Here is a 12687-nt window from a genome sequence, read left to right as displayed (position 1 = left end):
GAGCAGAAATGGAAAATAACATGAAAATAAGAGGCGTAAATCTGGGTAACTGGCTGGTGCTGGAAAAATGGATGAGTCCAGCGCTGTTTGAAGGAACGAAGGCGGAGGACGAGGATGCGCTATGCAGGGAACTCCCCAGACAGGAGCTGATCGAAAGACTGACAGCACACAGAGGCAGTTATATTACAAGGGAAGATTTTATATACATCAGTGAGCGGGGACTGAATATGGTCCGCATACCCGTACCTCACTTTATATTTGGAGATGACCCGGTGTACTGTGAACCGTACGTGCCCTGTATTGAATATCTGGATCGTGCATTTGACTGGGCCGGTGAAACAGGCCTGCAGATACTGATTGACCTTCATACGGCGCCGGAAAGCCAAAACGGCTTTGATAACGGCGGCATCTGTGGTGTCTGTAAATGGGCGCAGAGTCCCGAACGGATTGACAGAGTACTCAAGGTGCTTGGAATGCTGGCGGAGCGGTATAAAAGCCATCCGGCGCTGTGGGGGATTCAGCTGTTGAATGAACCCATATCCGAACCGTTGTGGCAGATGATCCGTAGCAGATATCTCCCGCAGGATCCGGAAAGGGCGGCAGGCTCCTCCTTTGTACCGTTAGAGGTTTTATACGATTTTTACACCAGAGGCTATCATATGCTGCGAAGTATCCTGCCTCCAGACAAGAAAATCGTGTTCCACGATGGTTTCCGGTTTGAGGTATGGGATACTTTTTTCAGGAAAGCAGGTTTTGAAAATGTGGTGCTTGATGCGCACTGGTATCTGGGCATGGGACAGCCCGATGAAGATACGGATGAGCTTTCCTATATGAATGCCATATTAAAGGAAGACGTAAAAAAACTGAAACGAATGGAGGCAGTGGTTCCTGTAATTATAGGAGAATGGTGCCTGTCCCATAACCTGAAGCCCGGCAGAGAATATTCCGCATTGGAAAAACAGCTTTCCTACAGGCTTATCGGTGATGCCCAGCTTATGGCATGGGAATCAGCAAGCGGATATTTCTTCTGGAGCTACAAGCTGCTTTCCCAACCGGAGGGCTGGGATTTCAGGAAGTGCGTGGAAAAAGGCTGGCTGCCGGACAATCTGGAAAAAGGCTTCTGATTCCAGGCGAAGCCTGTGTCGATGATTCCCGCCTACGCTCCTTTTGGGTTCCTGCGGCTTCATTTTCCCGGGCTTTTCCGTCGGCCGGGGAAATGACCAGATGACAAAAGGTCCGGAAACAAAAATACCCGGAAACGGATTGACAAAGAAAAAAGTCTGTTATATAATGACACCGTTCATCGGAGGGTGAACCATTCGTAAGGAAATGGTAACCGGATAAGATGCTGGCTGAGATGCCTGCTTCTTATCCGGTTTTTTGTGCGGCGATTTTTAAGCGTCAGCTAAATATACATACAGAGAAAGGGAAACAGAAGATATGAAAGAAACGCAGAATTTTACAAAAGGAAATATTCTCACCTCCCTCGTCCGGTTTGCGCTGCCGGTGCTGGCGGCGTTATTTTTGCAGACGATGTACGGTGCGGTGGATATGCTGGTGGTGGGGCAGTTTGCCACGGCGGCGGATGTTTCCGCCGTTTCCACAGGAAGCTGGCTGATGCAGCTGATTACTTCGTTTGTGGTGGGGATTGCCATGGGTACGACAGTGCTTCTTGGACGGAGGCTGGGAGAAGGAAAGCCGGAAGAAGCCGGAAAAATCATCGGAGCCAGTATCGTTCTCTTTACCATCATCGGAGTGGTAATCACCTTTTTTATGGAACTGTGCGCGGTGCCTGTGGCGCAGATCATGCGTACGCCCATCGAGGCCTTTGACGCAACGGTCCTGTATGTCCGTATCTGTTCGGCCGGATCGGTTTTTATCGTTGCCTACAATGTGCTGGGCAGTATTTTCCGGGGAATCGGGGATTCAAGGATGCCGCTGGTTACAGTGGCAATAGCCTGTGTATTTAATATTGCGGGAGATTTCCTTCTGGTGGGCGTTTTCGGCATGGCGACGGCAGGAGCGGCGATTGCCACGGTTCTTGCCCAGGCGCTCAGTGTGATCATTTCCGTACTTATTATCCGGAGGCAGAAGCTTCCATTTACCTTCCGCAGAACGGATATTGTTTTTGACAGAAAAAGAATGGGAAGCGTATTCCGCCTGGGACTGCCCATTGCTTTCCAGGATCTTCTTGTGAGTATTTCCTTCCTTGCCATTACGGCAATTGTAAACTCTCTGGGAGTGATCCCTTCGGCAGGCGTGGGCGTGGCGGAGAAGCTGTGCGGATTCATTATGCTGGTGCCCTCGGCCTTTAACCAGTCTATGTCCGCTTTTGTAGCCCAGAATATGGGCGCGGGAAGAATGGATCGGGCCAAGCGTGCCCTGCTGTGCGGAATCGGAATGTCTCTTGTGGTCGGCGTGTTTATGGCCTGGCTTTCCTTCTTCCACGGGGATCTTCTGGCAGGGCTGTTCGCCAGGGATGAAGCGGTCATTGCGGCTGCCGCGGATTATCTGAAGGCCTATGCAATCGACTGCCTGCTGGTGTCCGTCATGTTCTGCATGATAGGCTATTTCAACGGCTGCGGGAAAACACTCTTCGTCATGCTGCAGGGCATTGCGGGCGCATTCGGCGTCAGAATCCCCGTGTCCCTCATCATGAGCAAAATCAAGCCGGTATCCTTGTTCAAGGTGGGCCTGGCAACCCCCTGTTCCTCTGTGGTACAGATTATATTGTGCGTTGGCTATTTTCTCCTGCTTTCCCGCAGAAAACCCAAAAAAGAGGTAGTAGAGTAAGTCCTGTCAATCCGGTTCGCAGTCCTTCAGAAAAAAACGGAGGGACATTACGGTCACAGCTATTTTATACTTTGCTTCTATGGAAATATTACCAGAAGGAGTGGACAACAGCCCGTCTACATCGGCAGCGTCCACTCCTGCCATTTTAGCAATCGTTTCCCTGGATAAATGATGATAGGAAATGAGTACTTGTAAAAAAGCGCTTAACTTTGAGTCTTTATCCTCTGTTGCAGTCAGGAACAGAAAAAAGATTTTATTATACAGTTGAAAACAGCAATCAGGCTCTTTTGGCAGAAACGCAATGTCACCCGATGCAAGACGTTCAATGGCATCGGCAGGCAGACCCAGGTATGGAGAAAGCGCGACCGGGCTGAATTGGTAACTATTTATTAAACTTTCTAATTTTCCGCATATATCGCTGCCATCGTCAGGTCTGATATTGAGAACTTCCTGATTATTTTCCATATTTCTGCTTCCCTTTCCAATAAATTTCCGGTTCTGTATCTATAAAACTATTGAGGTTTTGAACGTTGAGCCGTTCCATTTTTCTTCAGTGTAATATGCATCAACGAGGGTGTCAAATCTATTTAGCACAATGTAATCATTATCCGCCCCGGCACCCGTCAAGCTACAGGTCTGCATACAAATTCAACGTGACAGCCAGCCAATTCCCCGTCAGCGTTGCAGTGACTTCCCCGCCAAGCTTTTCCGCAAGCAGCTTCACAACAGCCAGTCCCAGCCCCGTGCTTCCCTGTGTCCTTGCGGCGTCCCCTGTATAAAAACGGTCGAACATCCGCTCCACGTCAGGGCGCGCCCCTGCTTCGACCGGATTTTCCATCCGCAGCATGATGCTCCCCTCTGGATTTTCTGAAAGGGAAATCCGGATATCCCCTGGACTGTAACGAACCGCATTGGTCAGCAGATTCTGCAGGATACGCTCCAGCATGCCCGGATCAGTACGTAAGAAAACAGATTTTTCGGACAGCAGGATATCAGGATGTATCCCTCCGGCTTCCAGCAGAAATGCATTTTCCGTGAGAAAGTCAATGAGCAGGTTGGAGAGATTAACAGACTCTTTATGCGGCTGCAGCTGTTCGGAATTCAGGACAGAAAGCTCATAAAACGCTTCAATAAGCTCATTCATACGGCGGGCCTTCCGAAGCGCCGTATCCGTCCTGCGCAGCTGTTCCTCTGAAAGAAAGGTGCGCTCCAACAGCTGCAGATGTCCCATAATAACGGTAAGCGGCGTGCGCAAATCATGGGAAATCCCGGCGATGGACTCCCTGAGCTGTTCCTCATGGCGCAGGGCACCCGCCGTAAGGGAGCGCTGTCTGGCATAGTGCCGGTTGATTTGCCCGGCAAGGCGCTCCAGGTCACGATCAGTGAGGGACAGCTCCAGCATTTTTTCAGTTTCGCCGTCCGCGAGCAGGGTAAGCTGCTTCGACAGATGACGGATTTCTTTTTTCAGCAGATAATATTTAGTACAGATAAAAACGAACAAAATACCGAAAAAAACGATGTAAAGACCGATGGCGTCCGCCCCCTTCCTCCCTGCGGTTTAAACTGCCCCAGCCCCAAAATTCTCCAGGCGGCGGCTGCAGGATATCCATAACTTTTATAACACACTTTACAGTCACGTATCTTATTTCAGTTCACATCTCCTGAAAGCGCCCCAGGCCGCGGGAATCAGCACTGCATACCAGATCAGCGCCACCATCAGCCCTTCCGGATAGAACCAGTCCGATAATACGACAGCCTCCCTGATCTGGAAGGTGGGAAGAAAACGGACAGGAAATCCCAGCATCATGCCATAACCTAAGTAAAGAGCAAGCGTAAAGGTAACCAGGGCGGCAGCGGCAACAGATTTCGCCATGTCCCTTAGCCGGAAGCAGCAGAGCAGCGGCAGCAGGAAAAATGCGCTGTTTTGCAGAAGGGAATAAACCAGGGTTCTCAGCACTGTCTGTAGAAATATGCCGCCGTCCGGAAGGCCAAAATGGGACAGCTCCCGCAGACAGCCCGCGGCTGGATAAATAAAAGCAGGCAGATTAAAGGCTGGAAGCAGCACCACGAGCCTGGCGGCAAAGATATGGGAACGTGAATGTCCGGCGGTGATTTCCCGGTCAATTGTCCGGCAGGAAAACTCCTGCCCTAGGAGAAAGGCGAGCAGGCAAGAAAGCAGGATCAGCAGAAAAGTGGAATCATAAATCATGCTGTTCCATATATCCGTTAAAGTTTTTGGCTCGCCGCCCGGATTCCCCGGGGAATCAATAAGATAGGTATCCGCCATAAGAAAACCAAGAACGAAAACAGCCAGTGTACTTATTTGGTAAATCCGGTTCCTGAACAGCTGATACCGTTCCATTTTTATCAGATTAAGCATAGCAACCTCCCTATTTTAAATCGGCATGACAGAATATAATGCCCGCGCCCGCAAAGCAGAGGAAAACCCAGGCAGCATCCACAAAAACAAGCTGTGTGAAGGGTATGGCCAGCTGTCCCAAAGAGAGGAAGCGAAGCTGCCCCATGGGAATAAAAGGCGCCAGAAGCTGTGCATCGGGCAAGTTGAGCAGAAAAATCATCAGAAAAAAGGCGCTCATTCCCAGGGAAAGTGTTTTCCCCACATCCCGGCAGACAAAAGCCAGGAAAAAGGGAAGGCTTCCCATGGCGCATACGGCCATAAAGATAACGCCTGCCTCAGCCGCCGGCCGGACAGTGGCTGGAAAACAGCTTCCCCCGAAGAAAAAATGTCCCCAGAGAGCCGCAGCAAATAGCGGCGCTGTCAGGATACAGCAGGATGCGGTGAGAAAAACAATTCCTTTTGCGAGAAACAAGGAAAGCCTCTTGTGTCCGGCGGTCACGGCGGCATGTAAGGTCCGGTTCTCAAAATCCACCCCCACAAAGAGCGGGCATAATATTATGCTGAGAAAATAAAGCAGCGGCGTATTGAACAGTGCGCCGGAAAAGCAGTCTGCCGCAGATGTGGGCAGCTTCCGGTCAAGCATCATCACGCTTCCCAGCAGCAGGGAAAAGACGAGCAGCCCGGGAAAGCTTTTCTGATGTGCAAGCTTATACAACTCAGCCTTCAGCAGCTGTGCCATGTCGTCCCCCTCCTATCCTGTTTAGAAAATATTCTTCCAGAGTATCTCCCTCCTGCTGCAGTCCGGTAACAAGGATTCCGGCATCCGATAGGATCTGCGCCGCCAGCTCCGGCTCATCCGTATGCTCGTAAAGGCGGATGCTTCCGTCGGGCATAAGCTGCATCTCTTCCGTATCCAGCTTTTGCTCCAGAAGAAGAAGGGCCTTCTGCGGATCCTTTGTGCGGATAGAAAGACAGCGTTTACAGCGTTCGTCCAGTTCCCTGTCCGTAAGCTCCTCTATAATGCGTCCCCTGTCAATCAGGATAAAATGGGAAGCCGTCTGATAAAGCTCCTCCAGGATATGGCTGGATACGAGAATGGTTATGCCGTATTCCCGGTTCAGCTGGCCCAGCAGCCTTCTGATTTCCACAATGCCAGCGGGATCGAGGCCGTTGACAGGCTCATCCAGAATCAGGAACTCGGGAGTGCTTAACAGTGCAAGGGCGATCCCCAGACGCTGCCTCATTCCCAGGGAAAAATTCCGGGCCTTTTTCTTTCCGGTATCCTGAAGGCCTACGGTTTTCAGACAGCCGGGGATGATGCTTTTGTCGGGAATTCCTCTCTGGATTCTCTGAACCTCCAGATTCTGCGCCGCGGTAAGATTAGGGTAGAGGGCGGGTGTTTCGATCATGCAGCCGATGCGCCTGCGCTGCTCCTGCAGCCCGGACGGCGTGCTTTTCCCCCATAAGGACAGTTCCCCCTGCGTGGGAAAGGAAAGTCCGGTAATCAGCCGCAGAAGCGTGGTTTTCCCCGCGCCGTTCTGGCCGATGAAGCCATAGATTTCCCCTTTTTCCAGCCGCAGGCTGACATGATCCAAAGCGGTGGTATGTTTATATTTTTTTGTCAGTGCGTTTGTTTCCAAAACAGCAGTATTCATAGCGTCAGCTCCTTTCTAATCCCAAGTCTAAGGCGAAAGGTTAAAGAATTTCTTAAGTGGACCGGGAAAATATTAAAAAAAGAATAAAGCCGAAGGTTTTTTCCCTTCAGCTTCTATGTAAGCGGTAGCCGATACCCCAGACGGTATCAATATATTCCTCATCGGGGGAGAGCGCCTTCAGTTTATTTCTCAGGTTGCTGATATGGACGTTAAGCGTATTGTCTTCACTGAGATATTCACAATCCCAGACGCTTTCAAACAGATTGGCCTTGGAAAAAATCTTGTCCGGATATTGCAGAAGAAGCTCCAGTATCCGGTATTCCTTGGCCGTCAGGGAAAGCTCGGCGTCCTTTATAAAAGCGGTGTTTTTTTCCTCGTCCAACAACAGCTCACCGCAGCGCAGCCGCCGCTCAGGTTTTGCGCTCAACGCGGCGCGCCGCAGATTGCTTTCAATACGGGCCAGCACCTCCTCCAGATCAAAAGGCTTGGTCACATAGTCATCGGCGCCGGAGCGCAGAAGGTCGATTTTATTGCGGGTGGTTCCTTTGGCGGAAATGATGATGACGGGAACGGCCCAGCCGGTGCGTATGTCCGTCAGTACCTGATCACCGCTGCGGTAGGGCAGCATGAGATCAAGAAGAACCAGATCCGACCTGTATTCCTGCAGAACCTCAGGAACATGCAGCCCATTATATAAACAGGAGGCCTGATATCCGTTTTCCAGCAAAAATTCGGATAAAAGCCCGCTGATTTCCAAATCGTCTTCAATAATCAGTATCCTCGCCATTCCTTTTCCTTTCCCGCAAAGTGCGCCACAGTCCGGCACTCCTGAATCACTTTCTTACAGACAGTTACCATTTTACAACAATTTACGCGCCGGGACAACCTGCTCCGAAGCTGCATAAGCCAAAACCGCGTTACCTGCGGCACAGGCGTGGAACCGCAGGATGGATGAAAACGGCCGTTCCCCACTATTTTACATTTGACTGGGACTGGAGAAAAACGTATCATGATTACAGATTCTCATTCAAAAACTGACATTGAAACAGCATAAGTACCAGGTGGCGAAACGACTGATTATAAGATGCAAGGCTGCCCGGGCAAAATTGAAGGCAAACAGAAATTGGAAGCACACAGGAGGACGATAGTTGGAAGAAAAGAAAAAGGACAGCCTATGCGGCGGCGCCTGCCCCTGCCCAAGAACGAAATGTGAGCGTTACGGCGATTGTGAAAGCTGCAGAAAGAAACACACGAAAAGCGCCCCCTACTGCGAAAGGAAGAAGGGAAAAGCGCCGGCCCGCAAAGCTGCAGAAAAGAAGGGCCGGCGGGCTGAGGGGACGCAGACATTATAAGGTAAGTACGGCAACGGTCCGGTTTCCAGAAATTTTGCCGTCCGTTGTGATATTTCCTCAAGAAAACGTAGTTAATATAAGAAGGCTCGCAGCAGTTAATCCGACAAGATGCCTGTTGCGGCCGGAATACATAGGTCTGCCTGCCTGAATGGCGGCAGAATGAGGGAGAAGGCAATGGATGATGAAAAAATTATAGAACTGTTCTGGGAACGTTCTGAGCAGGCCATTTCTGAAACTGCGGATAAATATGGGGGCATCTGCCGGAAAATCGCATGGAATATCCTGGGAAATGAAGAGGATACGCAGGAGTGTGTGAACGATACCTATCTGGGAGCCTGGAACAGCATCCCGCCCCGGCGTCCGGGAGCGCTGCGGGCCTATCTATGCAGAATCGCCCGGAATCAGGCGGTAAAAAAATACCGGCTCAATACGGCGGCGAAAAGAACCTGTGTGCTGACCTGTGTGCTGGAGGAACTGGAAGACTGCATTCCCGCGCCGTCCTCCTGGGAGGTGGAGGATCAGATCGAGGCCAGAGAGCTTGCAGAGTATCTGGAGGAATTCCTGGATACCCTGAAGGAGCGTGACAGACTGGTTTTTCTGCGCCGATACTGGTTTGCCCAGCCGGTAAAAAGTATCAGCAGGGAATGCGGCGTCACGGAGCATCATGCGGCGGTGATTCTGGAACGGAGCCGTAAAAAACTGAAATGCTTTCTGGAGGAAAGAGGTGTGCGGATATGAAATCTGAGCTTTTGTGGGATGCAATGGGGCATATTGACGAATCACGTATTGAAGAGGCGCTGTGTCAGCCGGAGGACAGGCCGGCAGGAAAGAAAAGAAAGAAGAGCAGACTGAAAAAAGGGATCGCGTCCGCAGCCGCGGCTGCGCTTGTCATCATGGTGGGGACTCCCCTGCTGGCCGCGGAAAGTCCGGCTTTTTACCAGGCCCTTTATTCGGTTTCTCCTTCTGCGGCACAGTTCTTTATTCCGGTCAGGGAGGCATGTGTTGATAATGGGATACGGATGGAAGTGGAATCCGCCGGCCTGGAAGGAGATACTGCCAGGATTTATGTTTCCCTTCAGGATCTGGAAGGAGACCGAATCGATGAAACGACGGATCTTTTTGACAGCTATGCCATCAGACGCAGCTTTGACAGTGTTGGTACCTGCAGCAGAGTCGCCTATGATGAAGAAAACAGAAAAGCCACTTTCCTTATAGAGATAACAGCCATGGGCGGCAGTGACATCAAAGGCGGCAAAATCACTTTTTCCGTAAGGGAATTCATCAGCGGAAAAACTGCCAGGGAAGACATTCCCTTAGAACTGAAGCCTTCGGACCTTGCACAGCGTGAGATTACCGGAGTGCTGACCGATCCTGTGATTACGGGCGGCAGCTATTCCTGGGAGGCACAGCAGGACTTCGGCGTTTCCATAGAAGATGAGACTGCCATGGAAGAGCTGGAGAAAAAACTCCCCACTACAATGCTTGTTCCCGGAGAAAGCCTGTATTCCCCCATGGAAAACATGGATATTTCAGCAGCCGGCTATATGGATGGCATGCTGCATATTCAGCTCCGTATGAAGGAATCGTTAACGCTTGATCCACACGGTTTCGTTTATCTGATGAATGAAAAAGGGGAACGCATCGATTCTTATTGCGCTGTTTATTTTGCAGAGCATACGGAATCCAATGACCTGCGCGTGGACTATGACGAGATGATGTTTAAGATCCCGAAGGAGGCGCTGAAAGAATACCGGCTGTACGGAAGCTTTTACACGGCAGGAAGAAATGTAAAGGGTGACTGGAGAGTTACCTTTTCCCTTTAAATATCAGACTACTGCAGGAGCTGTCGGACAGACCGGTTGATGTCGCCTGCAGATACCCTCCGGCTGGCCACATATTTCCCGGATGGCCCGCATGACGTATTTTCCGGTGGTGTGTTTTGGGCGGATATGATATAATGTCGTCGAAGACGACATTATATCTGTGCATTCTGGTTTCTGCGCCTGTTGCAGAAATCCAGGCGGTATACAGAATAAACCCGGCTGTGCCGGTGAGATAAAGGCGGTGCTGCAATGGAAAGAGACATTAATCTGGATGAAATATCCGACGGGAAATTATATGATGCCAATGATATGGTCAAGGTGGGGTGTTCGGACTGCGCCGGCTGTTCGGCGTGCTGCCATGGCATGGGAGAAACGATTGTGCTTGACCCTTATGATATCTGGCAGCTCACCTCCCATCTGGGATGTACCTTTGAGCAGCTGCTTTCATCAGGCCGGATTGCCCTTCATGTATACGAAGGCCTGATTCTCCCCAGCCTGAACCTTGTGGGGGAAGAGGAAGGCTGTCCCTTCTTAAATAAAGAAGGCCGCTGCTCCATCCATTCCTTCCGTCCCGGCATCTGCCGCTGTTTCCCTTTGGGCAGGCTTTATGAAAACGGCTCCTTCCGCTACTTCCTTCAGATTCATGAATGCAGGAAAGAAAACCGGACAAAAATGAAAATCCGCAAATGGCTGGATATTCCGGATTTGCGCCGCTATGAAAAATTCATCTGCGACTGGCATTTTTACATAAAAGCCCTTCAGGAGCAAGCAAAAACCTGCAAAGAAGAAGAAAGGCTGAAGGAACTGAGCATGCGGGTGCTTCAGGACTACTACCTGATACCCTACGCGCCGGAAATGGATTTCTATGAACAGTTCTACAGCCGCGGCAGCCTGGGGGAAGGCGGCAACGAGTTAAATTAAATTTATGACAGTAAATAAATCATTGTATGACCGACAGGAAACTGCCGGTCATCTTCATGAAAAATTAAGAAATTGCGCAAACCAGCATATTTCCAGAAATTACCGGCGCAAAACGTTACTTTTTGTGGAATATTGAGAATTATCTTCTTGACTTGAAATTCCCGGGGAGGTAATCTTTTAAGTAGTAAACTACAAGGAGTACATACCCTGATGAAATATAAATGGAAACCTGTCTTGGCAGCTATGCTTGCCTCTTTTTGTCTTTTTTCTTCTCCCCTGACGGCTTTGGCGACAGATAATACAGTCAGCACCATTGAGGATGAAATGGTTCACAATACGGAAGGAGCCGCCGAAGCAGGCAGCGCAGAGACGCAGACCGGTGAATCGGAAACACTGGGCAGCCTCCCCGTTCAGGCCGACGAAGAACCGGGATGGCCCTCTGGCCCTTCCATAGTTGCGGAATCCGGCATTGTTATGGAAGTCTCCACAGGAACGATTCTGTACAGTAAAAATATGCATGCCCAATATTACCCTGCCAGCATTACCAAAATTATGACGGCCCTTCTGGCCATGGAGAACTGTGAACTGGATGAACAGGTAACGGTTCCCCATGAAGCAGTATATATGGAGGATAAGGGGTCTCACATAGCGCTGGACGAGGGCGAGGTGCTGTCCGTGGAGGACTGTCTGTACGGCATGATGCTGGCGTCTGCCAACGATGCCGCCTATGCGCTGGCCATACATATCGGCGGAACAATAGAGAAATTCGCCGAAATGATGAATGAAAGGGCCAGGGAGCTGGGCTGTGAGGACAGCAACTTTGTCAATCCCCACGGACTGCCTGATGAAAGGCATGTATCCAGCGCCTACGACATGGCTCTGATTACCAGGGAAGCGCTGAAGCATGAGATTTTCCGTACGGTATCCAAAACGGTTTATTATGAGATTCAGCCCACCGATAAACAGCCGGATCTGATTCCCATGTCCAACCACCATAAGATGATCTGCAGCGGCAAATACCATTATGACGGTGTGTTTGCAGGAAAAACCGGATATACGGTGGTGGCAAAGAACACGCTTGTCACCTGTGCGGCACGGGGTGACATGGAGTTGATCTGCGTAACCATGAAAACGGAGGGCAGGCAGGTATATGTGGATACCGCTACTCTGTTTGATTTCTGTTTTGATAATTTTAAAAAGGTGGATATCGGATCCAGCGGCACGGAGGGTGAAGAGATTGAGGTTTCCGTGAAGGAGGGGGACAGCCCGGAGAAAACGGAGAAAATACCGTTTCGGATATCGGAGGACGGCTATGTTGTCCTCCCTTCCCAGGCAGAATTCTCGGATTTGAAGCCTCTGCTTTTGCTGAATGCGGACAGAGGGCCGGAGGTAACCGGCGCGGTACTGGAATATCTTCTGGGTACCCGCACCGTGGGACAGGCTGTCATAGCGCTTCCTGAGTCCATGATAGTGAAGCCGGAGCCTGAAACCGTACAGAATGAGACGGAGAGCGAACCGGAACAGGAGAAAGAGAAAGAGGGCAAAGGCTTCCGCTGGTGGTACATTCCATTGGGTATCCTTGGCGCTCTGGCGGCAGCGGGCGCAGGCTTTCTTATAGTCCGCAGACAGATATGGAAATACAGATGGAGAAAAAACAGGAAAAGGCGCAGAAGCGGACGGCATTAATCTGACAGAGCCTGAATACTGCTGAAAATAAAAATAATTACTTCTTCCGGAGGGACTATAGCTTAACAGTAACAAAGAAAATGCTAAATAACGTAAAT

Annotated in this window: 13 protein-coding genes; 7 read left to right on the top strand and 6 right to left on the bottom strand. The window is 50.4% G+C overall.

Annotated elements, in window-relative coordinates; translation table 11 throughout:
• Positions 1–8 precede the first annotated feature (8 nt).
• Complete coding sequence (locus HMPREF1548_RS10625; protein ID WP_021636067.1) at positions 9–1124, top strand: glycoside hydrolase family 5 protein; 1116 nt, start codon at positions 9–11, stop codon at positions 1122–1124.
• A gap of 316 nt (positions 1125–1440) precedes the next feature.
• A complete protein-coding gene (locus tag HMPREF1548_RS10620; protein ID WP_021636065.1) occupies positions 1441–2793 on the top strand; it encodes an MATE family efflux transporter in 1353 nt (450 codons plus the stop codon).
• Between the two features lie 6 nt (positions 2794–2799).
• On the opposite strand, the gene HMPREF1548_RS10615 is transcribed toward HMPREF1548_RS10620, so the two are convergent.
• The 6 genes from HMPREF1548_RS10615 to HMPREF1548_RS10590 form a co-directional block, all read right to left on the bottom strand.
• Complete coding sequence (locus HMPREF1548_RS10615) at positions 2800–3258, bottom strand: HTH domain-containing protein (RefSeq protein ID WP_021636064.1); 459 nt, start codon at positions 3256–3258, stop codon at positions 2800–2802.
• 163 nt (positions 3259–3421) lie between these two features.
• Complete coding sequence (locus HMPREF1548_RS10610; RefSeq protein ID WP_286137925.1) at positions 3422–4294, bottom strand: sensor histidine kinase; 873 nt, start codon at positions 4292–4294, stop codon at positions 3422–3424.
• Between the two features lie 141 nt (positions 4295–4435).
• Positions 4436–5173, bottom strand: a complete 738-nt coding sequence (locus HMPREF1548_RS10605; RefSeq protein ID WP_021636061.1) for an ABC transporter permease — start codon at positions 5171–5173, stop codon at positions 4436–4438.
• Positions 5174–5183: 10 nt separating this feature from the next.
• On the bottom strand, positions 5184–5891 hold the full coding sequence (locus tag HMPREF1548_RS10600; protein ID WP_021636060.1) for an ABC transporter permease: 708 nt from the start codon (positions 5889–5891) through the stop codon (positions 5184–5186).
• A complete protein-coding gene (locus tag HMPREF1548_RS10595) occupies positions 5869–6807 on the bottom strand; it encodes an ATP-binding cassette domain-containing protein (protein WP_021636059.1) in 939 nt (312 codons plus the stop codon). The genes HMPREF1548_RS10600 and HMPREF1548_RS10595 overlap by 23 nt, the downstream gene beginning before the upstream one ends.
• Positions 6808–6913: 106 nt before the next feature.
• Positions 6914–7594 (bottom strand): response regulator transcription factor, encoded by a 681-nt coding sequence (locus HMPREF1548_RS10590; RefSeq protein ID WP_021636058.1) that lies wholly within the window; start codon positions 7592–7594, stop codon positions 6914–6916.
• A 361-nt stretch (positions 7595–7955) separates the two neighbouring features.
• Here HMPREF1548_RS10590 and HMPREF1548_RS10585 point away from each other — a divergent pair, with 361 nt between their 5' ends.
• The 5 genes from HMPREF1548_RS10585 (at position 7956) to HMPREF1548_RS10565 (ending at position 12589) form a co-directional block, all read left to right on the top strand.
• Positions 7956–8159 (top strand): hypothetical protein, encoded by a 204-nt coding sequence (locus HMPREF1548_RS10585; protein WP_025489623.1) that lies wholly within the window; start codon positions 7956–7958, stop codon positions 8157–8159.
• Positions 8160–8333: 174 nt separating this feature from the next.
• Positions 8334–8897: an RNA polymerase sigma factor gene (locus HMPREF1548_RS10580; RefSeq protein WP_035321785.1), complete on the top strand. Its 564-nt coding sequence runs from the start codon at positions 8334–8336 to the stop codon at positions 8895–8897.
• Entirely contained in the window at positions 8894–9982 is a 1089-nt protein-coding gene (locus HMPREF1548_RS10575) for a hypothetical protein (RefSeq protein WP_021636053.1), read from the top strand. Before HMPREF1548_RS10580 ends, HMPREF1548_RS10575 begins: the two co-directional genes overlap by 4 nt.
• A 249-nt stretch (positions 9983–10231) precedes the next feature.
• Positions 10232–10903 (top strand): YkgJ family cysteine cluster protein, encoded by a 672-nt coding sequence (locus tag HMPREF1548_RS10570; protein WP_021636051.1) that lies wholly within the window; start codon positions 10232–10234, stop codon positions 10901–10903.
• 210 nt (positions 10904–11113) lie between these two features.
• Positions 11114–12589, top strand: a complete 1476-nt coding sequence (locus HMPREF1548_RS10565; RefSeq protein ID WP_021636049.1) for a D-alanyl-D-alanine carboxypeptidase family protein — start codon at positions 11114–11116, stop codon at positions 12587–12589.
• Positions 12590–12687 lie beyond the last annotated feature (98 nt).

This window comes from Clostridium sp. KLE 1755 (genome assembly GCF_000466465.2).
Classification (GTDB): Bacteria; Bacillota; Clostridia; order Lachnospirales; family Lachnospiraceae; genus Eisenbergiella; species Eisenbergiella porci.
The sequence above is the reverse complement of the archived record's forward strand: the minus strand, read 5'-3'. Positions and strand labels throughout refer to the sequence as shown.